Source organism: Hydrogenophaga sp., assembly GCF_018780385.1.
Classification (GTDB): Bacteria; Pseudomonadota; Gammaproteobacteria; order Burkholderiales; family Burkholderiaceae_C; genus Hydrogenophaga.
In genome coordinates, this window is the sequence record NZ_JADMJO010000003.1 from 359,896 (window position 1) to 378,391 (window position 18,496).

The 18,496-nt window shown below is 67.1% G+C and carries 16 protein-coding genes; 10 read left to right on the top strand and 6 right to left on the bottom strand.

The window, feature by feature from the left end; genetic code table 11:
* Nucleotides 1-36: 36 nt before the first annotated feature.
* The gene (locus IV113_RS02285) at nucleotides 37-495 is read right to left on the bottom strand and encodes a DoxX family protein (RefSeq protein ID WP_291080403.1); all 459 of its coding nucleotides are present in this window, start codon (nucleotides 493-495) and stop codon (nucleotides 37-39) included.
* Nucleotides 496-617: 122 nt separating this feature from the next.
* Between IV113_RS02285 and IV113_RS02290 the strand changes: the two genes are divergently transcribed.
* Complete coding sequence (locus tag IV113_RS02290; protein ID WP_291080405.1) at nucleotides 618-1,532, top strand: LysR family transcriptional regulator; 915 nt, start codon at nucleotides 618-620, stop codon at nucleotides 1,530-1,532.
* A 1-nt stretch (nucleotide 1,533) separates the two neighbouring features.
* Here the strand turns inward: IV113_RS02290 and IV113_RS02295 are convergent, their stop codons facing one another.
* Genes IV113_RS02295 through IV113_RS02310 form a run of 4 tightly spaced genes read right to left on the bottom strand, consistent with a single transcriptional unit; the run spans nucleotide 1,534 to nucleotide 5,966 of the window.
* Nucleotides 1,534-3,951 (bottom strand): xanthine dehydrogenase family protein molybdopterin-binding subunit, encoded by a 2,418-nt coding sequence (locus IV113_RS02295; protein WP_291080407.1) that lies wholly within the window; start codon nucleotides 3,949-3,951, stop codon nucleotides 1,534-1,536.
* Nucleotides 3,948-4,433: a (2Fe-2S)-binding protein gene (locus IV113_RS02300; RefSeq protein WP_291080409.1), complete on the bottom strand. Its 486-nt coding sequence runs from the start codon at nucleotides 4,431-4,433 to the stop codon at nucleotides 3,948-3,950. The genes IV113_RS02295 and IV113_RS02300 overlap by 4 nt, the downstream gene beginning before the upstream one ends.
* Nucleotides 4,434-4,450: 17 nt before the next feature.
* On the bottom strand, nucleotides 4,451-5,314 hold the full coding sequence (locus IV113_RS02305; protein WP_291080411.1) for a xanthine dehydrogenase family protein subunit M: 864 nt from the start codon (nucleotides 5,312-5,314) through the stop codon (nucleotides 4,451-4,453).
* Nucleotides 5,315-5,324: 10 nt separating this feature from the next.
* The gene (locus tag IV113_RS02310) at nucleotides 5,325-5,966 is read right to left on the bottom strand and encodes a carbon monoxide dehydrogenase subunit G (RefSeq protein ID WP_291080413.1); all 642 of its coding nucleotides are present in this window, start codon (nucleotides 5,964-5,966) and stop codon (nucleotides 5,325-5,327) included.
* A gap of 85 nt (nucleotides 5,967-6,051) precedes the next feature.
* Here IV113_RS02310 and IV113_RS02315 point away from each other — a divergent pair, with 85 nt between their 5' ends.
* The 4 genes from IV113_RS02315 to IV113_RS02330 all read left to right on the top strand — a co-directional run bounded on the left by IV113_RS02315 (nucleotide 6,052) and on the right by IV113_RS02330 (nucleotide 9,887).
* Nucleotides 6,052-6,780 carry a TetR/AcrR family transcriptional regulator gene (locus tag IV113_RS02315; RefSeq protein ID WP_291080414.1) on the top strand — a complete coding sequence of 243 codons (729 nt, stop codon included), beginning with the start codon at nucleotides 6,052-6,054 and terminating at the stop codon, nucleotides 6,778-6,780.
* 76 nt (nucleotides 6,781-6,856) lie between these two features.
* A complete protein-coding gene (locus IV113_RS02320; protein ID WP_291080415.1) occupies nucleotides 6,857-7,927 on the top strand; it encodes a C4-dicarboxylate TRAP transporter substrate-binding protein in 1,071 nt (356 codons plus the stop codon).
* 77 nt (nucleotides 7,928-8,004) lie between these two features.
* Nucleotides 8,005-8,562 carry a TRAP transporter small permease gene (locus IV113_RS02325; RefSeq protein WP_291080416.1) on the top strand — a complete coding sequence of 186 codons (558 nt, stop codon included), beginning with the start codon at nucleotides 8,005-8,007 and terminating at the stop codon, nucleotides 8,560-8,562.
* Nucleotides 8,559-9,887: a TRAP transporter large permease gene (locus IV113_RS02330; RefSeq protein WP_291080417.1), complete on the top strand. Its 1,329-nt coding sequence runs from the start codon at nucleotides 8,559-8,561 to the stop codon at nucleotides 9,885-9,887. Before IV113_RS02325 ends, IV113_RS02330 begins: the two co-directional genes overlap by 4 nt.
* A 43-nt stretch (nucleotides 9,888-9,930) precedes the next feature.
* On the opposite strand, the gene IV113_RS02335 is transcribed toward IV113_RS02330, so the two are convergent.
* A complete protein-coding gene (locus tag IV113_RS02335) occupies nucleotides 9,931-11,655 on the bottom strand; it encodes a sigma-54-dependent Fis family transcriptional regulator (RefSeq protein WP_291081162.1) in 1,725 nt (574 codons plus the stop codon).
* A gap of 343 nt (nucleotides 11,656-11,998) precedes the next feature.
* On the opposite strand from IV113_RS02335, the gene IV113_RS02340 reads away from it, so the two are divergent.
* From IV113_RS02340 to IV113_RS02360, 5 genes are all read left to right on the top strand, one after another.
* Nucleotides 11,999-13,474 carry a benzaldehyde dehydrogenase gene (locus IV113_RS02340; RefSeq protein WP_291080418.1) on the top strand — a complete coding sequence of 492 codons (1,476 nt, stop codon included), beginning with the start codon at nucleotides 11,999-12,001 and terminating at the stop codon, nucleotides 13,472-13,474.
* A 31-nt stretch (nucleotides 13,475-13,505) separates the two neighbouring features.
* The gene (locus IV113_RS02345) at nucleotides 13,506-14,273 is read left to right on the top strand and encodes a coniferyl-alcohol dehydrogenase (RefSeq protein WP_291080419.1); all 768 of its coding nucleotides are present in this window, start codon (nucleotides 13,506-13,508) and stop codon (nucleotides 14,271-14,273) included.
* Nucleotides 14,274-14,339: 66 nt separating this feature from the next.
* The gene (locus IV113_RS02350; protein WP_291080420.1) at nucleotides 14,340-16,028 is read left to right on the top strand and encodes a DUF1302 domain-containing protein; all 1,689 of its coding nucleotides are present in this window, start codon (nucleotides 14,340-14,342) and stop codon (nucleotides 16,026-16,028) included.
* Between the two features lie 20 nt (nucleotides 16,029-16,048).
* Nucleotides 16,049-17,404: a DUF1329 domain-containing protein gene (locus IV113_RS02355; protein WP_291080422.1), complete on the top strand. Its 1,356-nt coding sequence runs from the start codon at nucleotides 16,049-16,051 to the stop codon at nucleotides 17,402-17,404.
* Nucleotides 17,404-18,492: a YCF48-related protein gene (locus tag IV113_RS02360; RefSeq protein ID WP_291080424.1), complete on the top strand. Its 1,089-nt coding sequence runs from the start codon at nucleotides 17,404-17,406 to the stop codon at nucleotides 18,490-18,492. The genes IV113_RS02355 and IV113_RS02360 overlap by 1 nt, the downstream gene beginning before the upstream one ends.
* The last annotated feature ends 4 nt before the right edge of the window (nucleotides 18,493-18,496 follow it).

Sequence of the window (18,496 nt, forward strand, 5' to 3'; positions counted from 1 at the left end):
CTCCTGCGGCGCAAGGCGCCGTGTGGTGAATGAATCTCAGTCGGCGCGGCGGGCCAGCGTGGCGTCCACCGAGGCGAAGCCGGCGCCGCTGATGAGCAGCGAAACCGCAGCAGCGAGCAAGGCCAGCGCGAACTCGTAGCCGTTGTTGGCCATGAAGAGGCCCTTGTCCAGGTGCACGGTGGCGATCGCCACCACCATCGTCACAGCCAGCACGGCGGCGGCCGGGCGCACCAGCAGACCCAGCAGCAGGGCCAGGCCACCGAAGAACTCGGCGGAGCCGGCCAGCAGAGCCATGAGGTAGCCCGGGCTCAGGCCCAGCGAGTCCATGAACTGGCCCGTGCCTTCCAGGCCGTAGCCGCCGAAGGCACCAAACAGTTTCTGTGCGCCGTGGGCCACAAAAACGATACCGATGGGGATGCGCAGGGCCAGCGGAGCCCAGCCGGCGCTGGTGGTGAGCAGGCGTTGCAGGGGAGAAGCGTTGTTGATGTTGTTCATGGTGAATTCCTCAAAAAGGGTTTGGAAGTGGATCGGTGACTGGACTTTAGAAGTTCCACGCACGAAGATAAACATGCTTCAATGAGACTGACTGTTCCGATAATCGATATAAATGAACCCAGATGGACCGATTTGAAGAAATGCGGGTGTTTGCGGCGGTGGTGGACGCCGGCAGTTTCGTGGGCGCGTCCGATGCGCTGCCCATGTCCAAGGCCGCGGTGTCGCGCCATGTGGCGGACCTGGAGGCGCGCCTGGGTGTGAGGCTGCTGCACCGGACGACGCGCAAGCTCTCGCTCACGGCCGAAGGCGAGGTGTTTCATGCGCGCTGCAAGGAGGTGTTGTCCACCGTGGACGAGGCCGAGGCGGAGATCACCTCGCGCAGCGGCGAGGCCAGTGGCCTGCTCCGCATCAACGCGCCCTTCACCTTCGGCCTGCTGCACCTGGCGCCACTGTGGGTGGAGTTCATGGCGATGCACCCCAAGGTCACGCTGGACGTGACCCTGTCCGACCGCATGGTCGATCTGGTGGATGAAGGCTTCGATCTCGCGGTGCGCATCGCCCGACTGCCCGACTCCACGCTCATCAGCCGCCAGCTCACCACCACCCGCCTGGTGCTGTGCGCGTCGCCCACCTACCTGCGTCAGCACGGCACGCCCACGCATCCGTCGGAGCTCGTGCAGCACGAGGTTGCCTCTTACAGCCTGTTTTCGATGGGCGAGAACTGGGTGTTCACCGGCCCCGACGGCCCGGTGGCGGTGAAGGTGTCGCCGCGCCTGCGCAGCAACAACGGCGACACCTGTCGCATGGCCGCGCTGCGCCACCTGGGGCTCGTGCTGCAGCCCTCGTTTCTGGTCGGGCCCGACCTGCAGGCCGGCACCCTGGTGGAGGTGATGCCCACGTTTCGTTCGCTGGAGCTCGGCGTGTACGCGGTCTATCCCTCGCGCAAGTTCGTCTCGCCCAAGGTGCGCCTGCTGATCGACTTTCTGGCCGAGGCCTTCAAGATGCAGGCGTGGCCGGTGACGCCGCCGACCCCCTGAATCAGCGCACCTTGCCCAGCGCGCGCAACACCTTCTGCGGCGTGATCGGTTGCGAGAACACATGCGCGTCAAACGGCGCCATGGCGTCGTTGATGGCGTTCATCACCGCCGCGGGCGCCCCCGCCGTGCCGGCCTCGCCCGCGCCCTTGGCGCCCAGCTTGGACGTAGCGGTGGGCGTCTGGATGTGGGCCACCTCGATGTCGGGCATCTCGGCCGACATGGGCACCAGGTAGTCGGCCATGCTGGCGTTGATCATCAGGCCGCTGTCGTCGTAGAGGCACTCCTCGAGCAGCGCGCCGCCGATGCCCTGCACGATGGCGCCGCGCATCTGCTCGTCCACCAGCATGGGGTTGAGCACGCGGCCGCAGTCTTCCACCGCCCAGTGTTTGAGCAACTTCACGAAGCCGGTGTCGGTGTCCACCTCCACATAAGACGCCTGCACGCCGTTGGTGAAGATGAACGGGTAATCGCGCTGCGCGTAGTGCCGCGTGACCATGAGCTCGGGCGTGAACTCGGCGGGCAACGTGTCGGAGCGGAAGTAGGCGATGCGGCCCAGTTCGGCCAGCGGCAGCAGTTCTTCGCCGGTGGTGGCGTCCACGATGCGGTCGCGGCGCACCGCCAGCGTGACGCCCTCGCGCTTGAGGATGATGGCCGCCACCTTCACGATGTTCTCGCGCAAGGCCTGACCGGCCAGCAGCACGGCCTCGCCGCCGATGCCCGCGCCGCGCGAAGCCCACGTGCCTCCACCGTACGGCGTGGCGTCGGTGTCGCCGGTGACCACGCGCACCTTGCCGATGCCCACGCCCACCGCGTCGGCCGCGATCTGCTGGTAGATGCCTTCGGTGCCCTGGCCCTGCTCGCCCACGCCGATCAGCACGGTGATGTGGCCTTCGGGGTCCAGCCGCACGGTGGCGCCGTCTTGCGAGGCGATGCGCGCGCCGCCCACGCCGTAGAACGCGGCGCTCGGGTTGGTGAGCTCGATCACGGTGGCGAAGCCGATGCCGCGAAAGATGCCCTGTTGGCGCAGTGCGGCCTGCTCGGCGCGCAGCGCGTCGTAGTTCATCAGCTCACGCAGCTTCTTCAGGCTGGCCTGGTGCGAGAGGATCTCCAGCTTGATGCCCGAGGCGCCGGCGGTCGGGTAGGCGTCGTCCGGGATCACGTTGAGTTCGCGGATTCGCAGCGGGTCCATGCCGATCTTCTGTGCCGCCAGGTCCACCAGCGCCTCGGTCACGGCGCAGGCGATCGGGTGGCCCACGCCGCGGTACTGGCAGGTGGGCGTCTTGTTCTGGAACACCACGTCGAGCCGGGCGCGGTAGTGTTTGTGCTTGTAGGGACCACCCACCAGGTTGACCACCTGGTTGCCCTCGATCGCGCTGGTGCGCGGGAACATGGAGTACGGGCCGATGCCGGTGAGGTCTTCCATGTCGAAGGCGAGGATCTCGCCGTCGCGGTTGACCGCGATGCGCGCCTTGATGTGGTGGTGGCGCGCGTGGATGTCGCTGGTGAAGCTCTCCAGCCGGTCGGCCACGAACTTCACCGGGCGGCCCAGCAGGATGGACAGCGCCACGGTGGCGAAGTCGTCCGGATACGCGTGCACCTTGATGCCGAACGAGCCACCCACGTCCTTGCAGACCACGCGGATGGCGCTGGCCGGAAGGTCGAACTGGCGGCCGTAGAGGTCCTGCATCATGTGCGGCGCCTGGCACGAGTGGTGCACTGTGAGGCGGCGATCGGCCGGGCTCCAGTGCGCGATCTGCGCGCGCGGCTCCAGCGTCACCCCGGTGTGGCGGCCAAACTCGAATTCGATGTTGGCCACCACGTCGGCATTGGCAAAGGTCTCGTCGACCTGGCCCACATCCAGCGTGCGGGTGAAGCAGAGGTTGTCGCCCAGCTCGGGGTGGATCAGCGGCGTGGCCGGGTCCAGCGCAGTGCGCATGTCGGTGGCTGCGGGCAGCTCTTCCCAGTCCACCTGCACATAGGCGAGTGCGTCCTCGGCCTCGGCGCGGGTTTCGGCCACCACGGCCACCACAGGTTCGCCCTGCCAGCATGCACGGTCGAGCGCCAGCGCGTATTGCGGTGCCGATTTCATGCCCGCCAGATGGCCCAGCGTGGCCACCCAGGGCTTGCAGACCTTGGCCAGGTCTTGCCCGTCCGCCACCAGCAGCACGCCGGGCATGGCGCGCGCGAATTCGGCATTGACGGCGTTGACGCGCATGTGCGCCACCGGGCTGCGCCAGAACACCACATGGGCCATGCGCGGCAGCTCGATGTCGTCCAGGTACTGGCCCAGTCCCTGGGTCAGCCGCTCGATGCCACCGCGCGGCACCGAGGCGCCGATGTAGCGCTGGTCGTCGTTGACCGGGGGCAGCGGCCGGCTGTGGTCGACGCCGGGTTCGAGGTTGACGGTGTCGCGCTTCATGCGATGGCCTCCTTGCGTTGTTGCAGCACGTCGCAGATCGCGTCCACGATGGCCTGGTAGCCGGTGCAGCGGCAGTAGTTGCCCGAGATCCAGTCACGCACCTCGGCGCGGTTGGCGTTCGGCATCTGCTCCACCAGTTCCTTGGCCGCCATCAACATGCCCGAGGTGCAGAAGCCGCACTGCAGCGCGTTGCGCCGCACGAAGGCTTCCTGCAGATCGCGGATGGCGCCGGACTGGCTCACGCCTTCGATGGTCTGAACTTTGCCGCCATCGGCCTGCACCGCGAGCGTGAGGCAGCCGCGCACGATCTGGCCGTTGAGCTCGACGGTGCAGGCGCCGCACACGCCGTGTTCGCAGCCGAGGTGGCTGCCTTTGAGACCGAGGTCTTCACGCAAAAAATCCACCAGGTGGGTGCGCGGTTGCACGCTGCACTGGTGCGGCTTGCCGTTGACGGTGACTTTGATCGGATACAGGTCTGCCATGGGTGTTCCTCAGGGGCTCAGGCGGTGGCGCTGGCCGGGGTGGGCAGCATGCGATGCAGCAGCACGCCGGCGAGATGCCGCTTGGTGTCGGGGGTGTTGGTCAGGTCGGGCAGCGGGTGAATCTCGCTGCGCAGGCTGGCCACGGCTTGGGTCACGGTGGCCATATCCAGCGCACGGCCTTCCAGCAGCGCCTCGGTCTGGCGGGCGCGCACCGGCGTGGCGTCCACACCCAGCAGCACGATGCGCAAATCGTGCAGGGCCGTGCCTTCGCGCCGGGCCGTGGCGGCCAGGCCCACGATGGCGTAGTCGCCGTGTCGGCGCGCCAGTTCGCTGAAGCCGAACCAGTGCTCGGCACCCGCCAGCGGGATTTCGCAGGCGGCCAGCAGCTCGTCGGGTTGCAACGCGGTGCTGTAGAGGCCGGTGAAGAAATCGTCGGCCGCAATGCGGCGCTCGCCCTGGGGACCGCGTGCGATGACGGTGCCGCCCAGCGCGAGCAGGCAAGTCGGCCACTCGGCCGCCGGGTCGGCGTAGGCGATGGAGCCGCCCCAGGTGCCGCTGTTGCGGATGGCGCGGTGTGCGATGTGGGGCGCGGCAGCCTTGAGCAGCGGCGCGTGGCGCGCCACCAGCGGGCTGAACTCGATGTCGGTGTGCGTGGCCAGTGCGCCGATGCGCAGCACTTTGCCCTGCACGCTGATGCCGCGCAAGGATTCGATGCCGGTGATGTCGATCACCAGCGCCGGCTCGGACAGGCGCATGTTCAGGGTCGCCATCAGCGTCTGGCCACCGGCGAGCAGGCGGGCGTCGTCGCCGTGCTCCTGCAGCAGCGCAATCACCTGGTCGATGGAGACGGGTTTGACGTAGTCGAAGGCAGCGGCTTTCATGGAGCGGTCCTCAAGAAGTCAACAGGGAAGCGATCCACACGCCGAAGCCGGTGGAGAGGGAACCCAGCACGAACCACAACACGCGAACGCCTTCGCCGCTGGAGGCGGGCCGGGGTGCGTGAACGGTGCGCGGCACGAAGGTGGACTGCGCCCCAGCGGTGGCGCCTGGCGCTGGCTCTGTGGACGCTGCTTCAGCAGCCTCCACCACCGGCACACCCACCATCTGTTCGTTGAACGCAGCGAAGAACTGGTCGGCCATCTGCTTGGAGGCAGCATCGATCATGCGGCCGCCCACCTGGCCGAGCTTGCCGCCGATGGAGGCCTGCGCGGTGTAGCGCAAACGCGTGTCGCCGGCTTCGTCGGTGAGCTCCACGTTCGAGTGGCCCTTGGCCATGCCGGCCGCGCCGCCCGAGCCTTGAAAGCGCAGCACGCAGCCTTCGTTGGGGCGGATGTCTTCCATGCGCACATGGCCCACAAAGCGCGCGCGCACCGGGCCCACCTTCACCGCCACGCGGGCGGTGCGTTCGGTGGGGCTGGTGGCTTCCATGGCTTCGCAGCCCGGAATGCAGCGCGTCAGTATCTCGGGGTCGTTGAGCCCGGCCCAGACCTTCTCGCGCGGTGCGCCGATCAGGATGTCTCCAGTCAATTCCATGCCTTGAATCCTCGGGTTTTCACGGGTGTTTTTGTTTACCAGTCGGTTAACAATGGTACGAATCATTGACCAATCGGTAAATAGCGTGCGCATCCAGACAAACCCTGACAAGGCGAAGGAAGCCCGAAAAACAGACGCGGAAGCCCCGGCACGCCGGCGCATGGGCGTGGTCGAGCGCGAGCGCCAGATCCTCGATGGCGCGATCCAGTTCTTTGCGGTGCACGGCTTCGGCGGCCAGCTGCGCGACCTGGCCAAGAGCATCGGTGTGACCCACGCACTGCTCTACCACTACTTCCCCACCAAGCAGGCGCTGGTCGACCGCGTCTACCTCGAAGTGTTCGAAGGCCGCTGGCGCGCGGAGTGGGATGCGTTGCTCGACGACGCCGACATGCCGGTGGAAGACAAGCTCACCGCCTTTTATTGGGAGTACGTGACGATCACGCTGTCGCGGGAGTTCGTGCGCATCCTGGTGTTCTCGGGCCTGACCGACCACACCATCACCGACCGGTTCTTCGCCATGCTGCGGACCCGCCTGTTCCCGCGCCTGATCCGCGAAACGCGCCGCTTCCGTGGCGTGGTCAGCCGTGCAAAGCCCAGTGAGCGCGAAATGGAGTTGCTCATGGGCCTGCACGGTGGTTTCTTCTACATCACCATGCGCCGCTGGATCTACGCGCAGAACGTCTACAGCGACAGCGCCCACGAGGGTTACGACGAAGAACTGGTGCGGGACCGTGTGCGTGCCTACCTGAACGCCAGCCGTGATCTGTTTGCCGACACCACCGGGAGCACGCGCAAGCGCCCTGCCCAACGCTGACCCACCCATTTGATGAAGCCGGTGCGGGGGCACTGGCACCCTCCCACCCCACCATGACACCCACCGAGGAGACAACATGAAACTCAAGAAAATCGCCTTCGCAACCCTGGCCGCCCTGGGCGCCACGATGACCGCCGGATCCGCCATCGCGCAGCAGCGCGTCACGGTCAACATCGGCTCCAGCCACCCCACCACCAACATCTGGGCCTTCGCCATGAAGGAAGTGTTCCAGCCCGAGGTGGACCGCCTCCTGAAGGAAGGCGGTGCGAAATACGAAGTGCGCTGGCGCGAGAACTACGGCGGCACGCTCTACAAGTTCACCGACACGCGCGCCGCCGTGCGCGACGGCATCGTGGACGTGGGCATGGTCGGCACGGTGTGGGAGAACTCCGCCATGCCGCTGCAGAACGTGACCTACTTCACCCCGTTCGCCACCACCAACCACGAACAACTCATCGAGATCTTCGACAAGCTCAACGCCAGCGTGCCCGCCCTGCGCGACAGCTGGGCCGCGCAGAACATGGTGCCGCTGTCCTCGCTGATCACCGACAGCTACGACATCTACGCCACCTTCCCGGTGAAAGACCTTGCCAGTCTGAAGAACAAGCGCGTGAACGCACCCGGCACCTCGGCCAACTGGCTGCGCGAGACCGGTGCCACGCCAGTGGACGGCGCGCTGACCACCTACTACACCAACATCCAGACCGGTGTGACCGATGGCGCGCTGTCGTTCGCCAGCGGCATCGGCCCGGCCCGCGTGTACGAGGTGGCGAAGAACCTCACCCGCATCGACATCGGCGCCATGTACTTCGGCAGCGTGGCGGTGAACAAGAAGGTCTTCGACGGACTGCCCAAGGAGGTGCAGGACGCGATGCTCAAGGCCGGCAAGGCCACCTCGGTGGCCCACGGAAAACACGTCACCAAGACCGCCAATGCCGCACTCGACACCATGAAGGCCGCCGGCCTGCAGATCACCGACCTGCCCCAGGCCGAGAAGGCCAAGTGGGTCAACAGCCTGCCCAACATCGTGGCGCCGTGGCTGCAAGGCACGGGTGATGCGGGCAAGCAGGTGCTCAAGGCCTACTTCGACGAGCTGCGCGCTCGTGGCGTGAAGCCCCTGCGCGACTGGGATCTGCAGAACCGCTGATCGGCATGCCACCACCCCGTCCACCCGGCAGCGTCCAGCGGCCGGGTGGTGTGTCCTCTCCCTTTCACAGGTGACCTGTGCACAACGAACCCGATTTCGCCAGCGAAACCCCAGCGGTCGCCGGTCTCACCAACCCCCTGCAGGGCATGGCCAACTTGCTGGCCGCCGTGGGCACGGTGTGGATCTTCCTCATGATGCTGCTGATCGTGGCCGACGTTCTGGGCCGCAACTTCTTTGATGCGCCCATCACCGGCGTGGCCGAGTTCGCCGCGCGCTCGGTCGCCTCCATCGTCTTTCTGCAACTGGCCGCGGCCGTCTGCTCCGGTCGCATGACGCGCAGCGACTTCCTGCTGCAAATCATCGGCAGGCACTCACCGGCCACCGTCAAGGCGCTGGAGGTGATCAACGTCGTGGTTGGCGCGCTGCTCTTTTTCGCACTGGCCGTGATCTCCTGGCCCGAGCTCACCGAAGCCATGAAGATCAAGGAGTATTTCGGTGTGCAGGGCGTCTTCACCGTGGTCACCTGGCCGTTCCGTGCCCTCATCGTGCTGGGCTCCGTGGCCGCTGCCTTGGCCTACCTCGCCTGCATCCCCTCGCTGCTGCGCCAGCCACCTTCCACTGGAGCACACGCATGAGCGAACTCGCCCTGGGCGGGCTCCTGATCGGAGCCCTGGTATTCCTCGTGTTGATCGGCCAGCACATCGCAGTGGCCCTCACCGCCGTCGGCTTTGCAGGCATCTGGCTCATCCGCGAAGACGTCGACATGGCCATGCGCCTGTTGTACCTCTCGGCCTACAACGGCGTGGCCGACTACATCTTCGCCACCATCCCGCTGTTCGTTTTGATGGGGCTTCTGGTCTCGATTTCCAACGTCGGCAAGGACACCTTCGACGTCGCCGAGACCCTGCTGCGGCGCTTGCGCGGCGGCCTGGGCGTGGCCACCGTGGCGGCCAACACCGTGTTCGCCGCCGTCACCGGCGTATCCATCGCGTCAGCGGCCGTGTTCACGCGCGTGGCCGTGCCCGAAATGGTGAACCACGGCTACCGCGCCAGCTTCGCCGCCGGTACCGTGGCCGGCAGCTCGGTGCTGGGCATGATGATCCCGCCCAGCCTGCTGCTCATCATCTATGGCGTGCTGGCCGAGCAGTCCATCGGCACGCTGTTCATCGCCGGCATCATCCCCGGCTTCGTGATGGCGGCGGCCTTCGCCATCATGATCATGCTGATGGCCCGCTTCACGCCCGGTCTGGTGTTCGACCTCAAGCGCCAGGCCGAGATGGCGGCCGAGCGCAGCACCGCGCGCCTGCTGTCCACTACCGAGATGCTCGGCAAGTTGGTGCCCATCGCCGCACTGGTGGCGCTGGTGCTGGGCGGTCTGTACTCCGGTTTCTTCACGCCGACCGAAGCCGGTGGCGTGGGAGCCTTCGGAGCGTTCGTCATCGCCATCCTGCGGCGCAAGCTGGGCGGCGGCAACCTGTGGCGCGTGCTCACCGAAACCGGTGCGGTGTCGGTCGGCATCCTGATCCTGCTCGTGGCCGCGGGCTTCTACAGCCGCATGCTGTCGGTGGCGGGCGTGCCCATGGCGATCAGCGATCTGGTGCAGGACGCCGGTCTCGGCCCTTACGGTTTCCTGTTCCTGTACGTGGTGATCCTGTTGCTGCTGGGCATGATCCTGGACTCCAGCTCCATCCTGCTGATCATGACCCCGGTGGCGGTCCCGATCGCCGCCAGCCTCGATTTCAACCTGATCCACTTCGGCATCATCACCGTCATCGCGGTGGAGATCGGCTTGCTCACCCCGCCGTTCGGCATCTCGGTGTTCACGGTCAAGTCCACCCTCAACGACCCCAAGGTGTCGGTGGAGAGCATCTTCGCCGGGTCGCTGCCCTATGTGGGCGTGATGCTGATCGTGCTGCTGCTGATTGCCATCTTCCCGTTCATGGCGCTGGCACTGATCTGAGGCCGCAAGACACCCGCCCCACAAAGCGGTGCAGGGCTTCTGATCAGACCGTCAGACCGAATTTCCTGGCCCGGTAGGCCACGGTCGCGCGGCTGACCCCGAGGTCGCGCGCCGCGGCCGCGAGGTTGCCCCCGCTGCGCCGGATGGCCTGGCGCAGCAGCGCCAGTTCGGCCTGCTCCAGCGCACCGCTCTTCGGAACGCCCGTCGCCTCGTCCGGCAGGGGTGCTTTGCGCGATCCCAGCAGGCTCAGCGTGGCCGGACCGTCGTCGCGCCAGGCCAGCGAGAGCACGTCCTGCGCGAGCGACTCGCCACTGCTGAAAACGTGGTGCACATCGATGGCTTCGCCGTCGCTCACCAGAATGACGCCGCGCTCCACCAGGTTCTGCAGCTCGCGAATGTTGCCCGGGAACGCGTAGTTGTACATGGCCTTCACTGCGGCCTGGCTGAAGCCCGCCACCTGGCGCTGATGGCGCTTGTTGTAGTGCCCCAGAAAGTGGCTCATCAGCAGCGGGATGTCGTCGCGCCGGTCGCGCAGCGGAGGCAGGTGGATGGGGAAGACGTTGAGGCGGAAGAACAGGTCTTCGCGAAACCGCCCTTCGCGCACCGCCTGGCGCAGGTCCACGTTGGTGGCCGCGATCACGCGCACATCGACACCGATGGCGCGTGTGCCGCCCACGCGCTCGATCTCGCCCTCTTGCAAGGCGCGCAGCAGCTTGCCCTGGGCCACGTAACTCAGGGTGCCGATCTCATCCAGGAACAGCGTGCCGCCATGGGCGCGCTCGAAGCGCCCCGGGCGGGAGGCGCCGGCGCCGGTGTAGGCGCCCCGCTCCACACCGAAGAGTTCACTTTCCATGAGGGTCTCGGGGATGGCCGCGCAGTTGATGGCCACGAAGGGCTTGTCCTTGCGCGGGCTGATGCGGTGCAAGGTGCTGGCGAACATCTCCTTGCCCACGCCGGACTCGCCGGTGAAGAGCACGGTGGCGGTGGTCGGCGCCACGCGGTGGAGCATGTGGCAGGCCGCGTTGAACGATGAAGAGGTGCCCACCATGCTCTGCTCGGTTCCGGGGTTGGCAGCCGCATACGCCTCCAGATCGGCCACCGGCACCGGGCCGGCTTCCACAGCGGAAGCGCCCACAAAGGCCTGCGCGTTCAGGTAGCGCAAGTCCTGCTGCACGTCGTCCCAGTGTTCGGCCGATTTGCCGATGACACGGCAATGGGCGTCACCAGAAGAGCGGCAGTTCAGCTCGCGAAAAACGATCAGCCGCCCGAACAGCGTGCTCACATAACCGGTGGCGTAGCCGACCTGCATCCAGCAGGCAGGCGAGCCGCCCACGCCATAGGCGGCAATGTGCTCGTCGTCCTCGCTGGAGTTGTGCCAGAGGAATTCGCCTTCGTAGACACCGGTGACCGCGTCGTAGGCCGCGTGCACCAGTTCCACCTGGACCACACCCTCCAGCGCATGCAGGCGCGTGCCCGCCATGGCGGCAGCCGGTGGATCGGCGTCGGGCCACTGCCGGCGCACCAGCTGTGCGTCGCGCGCACCGCTGACATAACCCGCGCGCGTGAGCAGACCCCGCGCCTTGTCCAGGCCGATGCTGTCGATGAGTTCGCGGCGCAACGAGCCCAGCGATTCCGAATGCAACAACACCATGCGCTGGTCCTGCAGCCAGATGCGGCCGTCCCCCGGTGAGAAGAACAGGCATTCGCTCAGGTCGGCCACCGTGGGATGCGCCTGCTGGCTGATGCCGCTGGTGTCGAACCCCGCCATCACCAGATGCCCGGGCTCGGTCCGGTGTTCGTCTTTGCTGCTGTTCGCGATGCGGGCGAGATCGGCCAGGGAGATGCGTTGTTTGGACATGGCGAACATCAATAAATGGATGTTTTGATGAAATGTGAACATCACATTTGTTTATTGATGGTAACTTTTTTATGCCGCCAACAGGGCATTCGGACCCGCACGAACGCCCTAGGGAAAGTCCGGATCGGCTCCTCTGAAAAAACGCGGAAATGCCCGCCTCCTGATCGCGATGCCGGCCCGCGTTGGTACGCCCGTTGCGAAACCTGTTGCAGCCGCCGTTTGGCGCGCATGAACGATCAACAGGAGCAAAACAATGGGTGTTTCCGAAAATCCGGTCTGGCTGGACAGCCGCCTCACGTCAGGCAAGGCCTTCGACGGCGCGTGGTCCACCGCGCTCGCCAGCGTGCGCGATGTGAAGGAACCGGCCACCGGCCAGGTGCTTTCGCAGGTGGGCATCGCCAGCGCGGCCGACATGCGCGCCGCCATCGGTCGGGCGCAAGCGGCCCAGTCCGCCTGGGCCGCCATGGATCCACGCGGACGCTCGGCCGTGTTCCACCGCGCCGCCGCGCTCTTCCAGCAGCACATCGGCGAGCTCGCCATGGCCGTCGCCCGCGAAACCGGCGGCATCGTGCCCAAGGGCCAGCACGAGGTGAACGAGTCCATCACGCTGTGCCACCTGGCCGCTGCCCTGCCCATGCAGGCCCAGGGCCATGTGCTGCCCGCCGCGGCCGGCCGGCTGTCGTTCGCGCGGCGCGTGCCGCACGGCGTGGTGGGCGTGATTTCGCCGTTCAACTTCCCGCTGATCCTGAGCCTGCGCGCGGTGGCCCCGGCGCTGGCACTGGGCAATGCGGTGGTGCTCAAACCCGACACACGCACCCCGGTGAGCGGCGGCTTCATCATCGCCCGCGTGTTCGAAGAAGCCGGTCTGCCGGCGGGTGTGTTGCAGGTGCTGCCGGGCGACGCAGAAGCCGGCGAGGCCCTGGTGGTCGACCCGCGCGTGCCCATGATCGCCTTCACCGGTTCGCCCGCCGTGGGCCGGCGCATCGGCGCGCTGGCCGGTGAACACCTGAAGAAGGTGTCGCTGGAACTGGGCGGCGCCAACAACCTGATCGTGCTGGAAGACGCCGACCTGGACGCCGCGGCCAGCGCGGCCGCGTTCGGTGCCTGGTTCCACCAGGGCCAGATCTGCATGGCCTCCAACCGCATCCTGGTGCACGAGTCCATCGCCGAAGGTTTCAAGGCGCGCATGGTCGGCAAGGCCACGCACCTGCCGGTGGGCGACGGGGCCAGTGGCCAGGTCGCCCTGGGTCCGATGATCGACGCCAAGCAGTTGAAGCACTTCGATGACGTCATCCAGGACAGCATCAAGCAGGGCGCCGTGCTCGAAGCCGGCGGCACCTTTGAGGGCCTTTTCTACAAGCCCACCGTGCTCTCGGGCGTGAAGCCCGGCATCCGCTCGTTCGACGAAGAGCCCTTCGGCCCGGTGGTCAACCTGGTCACGTTCCGCACCGACGACGAGGCCGTGCAACTGGCCAACACCAGCCAGGGCGGCCTGGCCGCCGCGGTGATCAGCCCTTCGATCGGCCGCGCCCTGGCCATCGGCCAGCGCCTGCGCGCCGGCATGGTCCACATCAACGACCAGACCGTCTGCGACGAATGCACCAACCCCTTCGGCGGCCCCGGCATCGGTGGCAACGGCGGCAGCGTGGGCGGCCCGGCCGACATCGACGAGTACACGCAATGGCAGTGGATCACCGTGAAGGACGCACCACCAGCGTTCCCGTTCTGACCTCGACCCAAAACAACAGGAGACAACGCACATGACGCTCGCCAACAAGACCATCGTCGTCACGGGCTGTGGCTCGGGTATCGGCTCGGACTTCGCCAAACTCGCCCGCCTGCAGGGCGCGCGCGTGATCGGCGTGGACCGCAACGACCCCATGCTCACGCTGGACGGTTTCGTCAAGATCAACCTGGGCGACCCCGCCGCCATCGACGCGGCCATGGCCCAGTTGCCCGCGCACATCGACGCGCTGGCCAACATCGCCGGCGTGCCCGGCACGGCGCCCGCCGAGCTGGTGGGCCAGGTCAACTACCTGGGCCTGCGCCACTTCACGCAGCGCGTGGTGGAGCGCATGACCGAGGGCGGATCGGTCGTCAACGTCTCGTCCATCCTGGGCGCCGAATGGCCGGCCCGGCTGGAGCTGCACCGCGAGCTGGGCGCCACCCCCAGCTTCGAGGCCGGCGCCGCATGGCTGGCCCGGCACCCGGTGCCACAGGCCACCTGCTACCAGTACTTCAAGGAAGCCCTGATCGTCTGGACCACCACCCAGTCGCAGAAGCAGTTTCTGGAGCGCGGCGTGCGCATGAACTGCGTGGCGCCCGGCCCTGTGTTCACGCCCATCCTGGGCGACTTCGTGCAGATGCTGGGCAACGAGCGTGTGGAAAAAGACGCCCACCGCATGAAGCGCCCCGCCTTCAGCGATGAGGTGGCGCCGGTGATCGCCTTCCTGTGCGGCGACGCGTCGCGCTGGGTCAGCGGCATCAACCTGCCGGTCGACGGCGGCCTGGCCTCGACCTACATCTGATCAGACCCAGGGGGCATCCATGACATGCCCCCGACCGAGCCCCCCAACCACAACGAGGAGACAAGCATGAAAAGAAACTTCACCGCCCACCGACACCATGCACTGGCCCTGGCCTGCGGCATGGCCTGTGCGCTGCCCGCCTTCGCGATCGAACTGGCGTCGGATGACCCGGACACCAGAATCCGGCTCGACTTCACCCCCAAGTACAGCCTGGCCTACCGGCTCAAAGAACCCTCGGCCGTGCTGACCTCGCCTGCGGCGCGCGGCGACGGTGGCGTGACCAATGAGAACGACGGTGACCTCAACTTCGGCAAAGGCGTGGTGTCCAACCGTCTGGACCTGCTCACCGAGTTCGACTACACCCGTCGCAACTGGGGCCTGCGCTTCAGCCACTCGGCCTGGTACGACTCGAAGTACGTGGGCAGCAACGACAACCCTGGAACGATGGGCGTGAGCAACCAGCCGGGCCAGGCCGCCAACGCGTTCATTCCGGCCACGCGCAGCCAGCACGGCCGAGGCGGCGAGGTGCTCGACGCCTTTGTCTTCGCCAAGGGTTCGCTCGGCGACCTGCCGGGCTCGATCCGCATTGGCAAACACGCCCTGCTGTACGGTGAAAGCGTGTTCTTCGGGCAGAACGGCATCGCCGCGGCCCAGGGCCCGGTGGACGTGGCCAAGATCGTCTCGGTGCCCAACTGGCAGTTCAAGGAAGTGCTGCTGCCGGTGGAGCAGATCTCCGGCACCCTGCAGGTGAGCGACAGCGTCACGCTCGGGGGTTACTACCAACTCAAATGGCGGCCCAGCAAGATCCCGGGCGTGGGCAGCTACTTCTCGAACCAGGACTACATCGGTGGCGGCCAGGTGTTCTTCGGCCCACCGCTGCCGCCGGTGCTGGCGACCGACAACAGCAAGGACCAGTTGCCGGGCAACAGCGGGCAGTTTGGCGCCCAACTGCGCTGGTCGCCCGCAGGCAGCGACTACGAGTTCGGCTTCTACGCCGCGCGTTACCACGACAAGACCCCTGCGGTGCCGGTGTTCGATCTGATCAACGGCAACGTGCACAAGGTCTACGCCAAAGGCATCAAGACCCTGGGTGCGAGCGTGACCTCGTCCATCGGTCAACTCAACTGGGCGCTCGAAGGTTCGGTGCGCGCCGATGCGCCGCTGGCCAACGACCCGGCCGTGCTCGGTGGTGCGCCCTTCATGCCGCCGGCCAACTGCAGCGGCGACGTCAGCAACCCCTGCTACGCCATCGGCAAGACGGCACACCTGAACCTGTCAGGGATCTATGTGCTCAACAAGTCGGGCCTGTGGGACGGCGGTGCCCTCGTGGCCGAACTGGCCTGGAACCGCCTGCTCAGCGTGACCCGAAACCCCAGCGCCGTGGGCTTTGGCGGACTCGACCCGAACACCACCCGCGACGCCATGGCCTTTCGCATGATCTTCGAGCCTCAGTACTTCCAGGCACTGCCCGGTCTGGACCTGTCGATCCCGATCGGCCTGGGCTACAACTTCGGCGGTCGCTCCTCGGCCATCTTCAACTTCGCCGGCGGCGCCAGCAACGCGGGCGACCTGAGCATCGGCATCAAGGGCAAGTACCAGAACGCCTGGAACTTCGGCCTGAGCTACACGACGTTCTTCGGCACGGAGAACACCTTCACCGTGGCCGACCCGCGCACCCCGACCCGGATGCTGTCCTTCGGCCAGTCCCTCAAGGACCGGGACTATGTCTCGCTCAACGTCTCCCGGACTTTCTGAACCTCCTCCCGCACACACCCATGAAAACCGCACAACACTCCCTGGTCCTGGCCGCCGTGATGGCCGTCACCCTCCCCGCTCTGGCCGCGGTCGGCGCGGATGAAGCCGCCAAGCTCAAGTCCAGCCTGACGCCCGTGGGCGCAGAAAAAGCCGGCAACAAGGCCGGCACGATTCCCGCCTGGGACGGCGGCCTGAGCAAGGCCCCCGCTGCCTACCGCAACGGCGACGCGCGCCCCGACCCCTTCGCCGCCGACAAGCCCGTGCTGTCGATCAGCGCGAAGAACATGGCCGAACACGCCGACAAGCTCACCGACGGTGTGCAGGCGCTGATGAAGAAACACCCGGACTTTCGCATCGACGTCTACCCCACACGGCGCAGCGCCGCCATGCCGCAGTTCGTGTACGACAACACCTTCCAGAACGCGACCCGCGCCAAAACCGTGGACGAAGGTCATGGTGTCGAAGGCGCCTACGGTGGCATTCCTTTTCCCATCCCGAAGGACGGCTATGAAGCCATCTGGAACCACCGCCTGGCCTGGCGCGGTGGCAACTACACCATGCCGGTGCGCGTGTGGGTGGTGACGGCCGATGGCCAGCGCAACATGGCTTCGGGCGGTGTGCAGACCATCAGCCAGACCTACTACGACAAAAGCGGAAGCCTCGACAAGTTCGACGGCTTCTACCAGTACGGCAAGTTCGTGGCCAACGCCCCGGGCTCCAAGGCCGGCGAGGCGATCCTCGCGCACGACGGCGTCAACGCATCGGCGCCGCGCGGCCTGTGGCAGTACCTCGTGGGGCAGCGCCGCGTGCGCAAGGCCCCTTCGGTGGCCTACGACACGCCCGACTCGGTGACCTCGGGCATCGGCCTGTTCGACGAAGCCTTCAATCTGTTCGGGCCGATCGACAAGCACGAGCTCAAGCTGGTCGGCAAGAAGGAGGTCTACATCCCCTACAACAACAACCGCGCCGCCGCCGCCAAGGTGGACGACCTGGTGACACCGGGCACGCTCAACCCGGCGCAGGTGCGCTGGGAACTGCACCGGGTGTGGGAAGTCGAGGCCACGCTGGCCGCGGGCAAGCGCCACGTGGTGCCCAAGCGCAAGTACTACATCGACGAAGACTCCTGGCAGATCGTGCTGTTCGACGGCTGGGATGCCAAGGGCCAGCTCTGGCGCACCAACTACTCGCTGATGCTCACCGCGCCCGACATCCCTGCCGTGACCAGCTTCGTGATGTGGGGCGGTTACGACCTGCAGACCGGCGCCTACTACCTGAACATGGCCTCCAACGAACTGCCCAAGCAGTACGAGGTCACGCCGCCGATGGCGCGTTCGGTGTTCAGCCCCGAGTCACTGGCCAACGAGGGCGGCCGGTGATGGCTCCCCCCCGAAGCGCCTTTGGCGTGTCGCGCCGCGCGGCGCTGGTGGGACTGGCCGGCACCGCGGTGTCCGGGCTGTTGCCACTGGACGCGAGCGCCGCGCCGGCTCCTGCTGTGCTCTCCCGCCCGGCCCTGATGAGCCCCAAGGCCCTGGGTGCCGCGATGCTCGCGGTCACACGGGCCGGCAACCGCCTGGTGGCCGTCGGCGAGCGCGGCACGGTGCTGCTGTCGGACGACAACGGCCAACACTGGCGGCAGGCGGCCGTGCCGGTGCAGGTCACGCTGACCTGCGTGAGCTTCGCCGACGAGCGCCACGGTTGGGCAGCCGGTCATCTGGGCACCATCCTGCACAGCGACGACGGCGGCCTGAGCTGGCGCAAGCAGCTCGACGGCATCGCCGCCGCCGCGCGCGTGGCCGAGGCCGCGCGTGCATCGGGCGACACCAAGGCACTGGCCGAGGCACAAGCCCTGGTGGACGAGGGCCCGGACAAGCCCTTTTTCGACCTGAGCTTCATCGACACGCGGCGCGGCTTCGCCGCAGGCGCCTACGGCCTGCTGTTCGCCACGGTGGACGGCGGCCAGACCTGGCAGGCGCGCTCGGCGCGAGCGGCCAACCCGCAGGGACTGCACCTCTACGGCCTGCGGGCCACGGCCAGTCAGCTGGTGGTGGCGGGCGAGCAGGGCCTGCTGATGCGCTCGGTCGATGGCGGCGCCACCTTCTCGGCCCTGCCCTCGCCCTACAAGGGCAGCTTCCTCGGGCTGCTGCAGACCCCCGGCGGCCAACTGATCGCCCACGGGCTGCGGGGCTCGGCCTACCGTGCCGACCCCGACGCCTCACGCTGGGAGCGACTGGACAGCCAGACCACCGCCACGCTGAGCGCCAGCGCCGTGCTGCCCAACGGCGGCTTCGTGCTGGTCAGCCAGGTCGGCGAGGTGTGGGTCGCGCCACCCGACGCCTTCACCCTGCGCCGCCTGCCGGTGCGCGAGGCCGTGCCCATCGCCGGCGCCGTCCTGGCCGCCGACGGCGCCCTGGTGCTGGCCAGCCTGCGCGGCATGCGCCGCCTGGCCTCTTTGCCCATCGAGTGAACCC

Excerpts from the sequence above, each read along its gene's own strand:
- IV113_RS02350 (WP_291080420.1), top strand. The coding sequence starts at position 14,340 with ATGAAAAGAAACTTCACCGCCCACCGACACCATGCACTGGCCCTGGCC.
- IV113_RS02290 (WP_291080405.1), top strand. The coding sequence starts at position 618 with ATGGACCGATTTGAAGAAATGCGGGTGTTTGCGGCGGTGGTGGACGCC.
- IV113_RS02340 (WP_291080418.1), top strand. The coding sequence starts at position 11,999 with ATGGGTGTTTCCGAAAATCCGGTCTGGCTGGACAGCCGCCTCACGTCA.
- IV113_RS02295 (WP_291080407.1), bottom strand. The coding sequence starts at position 3,951 with ATGAAGCGCGACACCGTCAACCTCGAACCCGGCGTCGACCACAGCCGG.
- IV113_RS02330 (WP_291080417.1), top strand. The coding sequence starts at position 8,559 with ATGAGCGAACTCGCCCTGGGCGGGCTCCTGATCGGAGCCCTGGTATTC.
- IV113_RS02345 (WP_291080419.1), top strand. The coding sequence starts at position 13,506 with ATGACGCTCGCCAACAAGACCATCGTCGTCACGGGCTGTGGCTCGGGT.
- IV113_RS02285 (WP_291080403.1), bottom strand. The coding sequence starts at position 495 with ATGAACAACATCAACAACGCTTCTCCCCTGCAACGCCTGCTCACCACC.
- IV113_RS02310 (WP_291080413.1), bottom strand. The coding sequence starts at position 5,966 with ATGGAATTGACTGGAGACATCCTGATCGGCGCACCGCGCGAGAAGGTC.
- IV113_RS02360 (WP_291080424.1), top strand. The coding sequence starts at position 17,404 with ATGGCTCCCCCCCGAAGCGCCTTTGGCGTGTCGCGCCGCGCGGCGCTG.
- IV113_RS02305 (WP_291080411.1), bottom strand. The coding sequence starts at position 5,314 with ATGAAAGCCGCTGCCTTCGACTACGTCAAACCCGTCTCCATCGACCAG.
- IV113_RS02300 (WP_291080409.1), bottom strand. The coding sequence starts at position 4,433 with ATGGCAGACCTGTATCCGATCAAAGTCACCGTCAACGGCAAGCCGCAC.
- IV113_RS02320 (WP_291080415.1), top strand. The coding sequence starts at position 6,857 with ATGAAACTCAAGAAAATCGCCTTCGCAACCCTGGCCGCCCTGGGCGCC.
- IV113_RS02335 (WP_291081162.1), bottom strand. The coding sequence starts at position 11,655 with ATGGCGGGGTTCGACACCAGCGGCATCAGCCAGCAGGCGCATCCCACG.
- IV113_RS02355 (WP_291080422.1), top strand. The coding sequence starts at position 16,049 with ATGAAAACCGCACAACACTCCCTGGTCCTGGCCGCCGTGATGGCCGTC.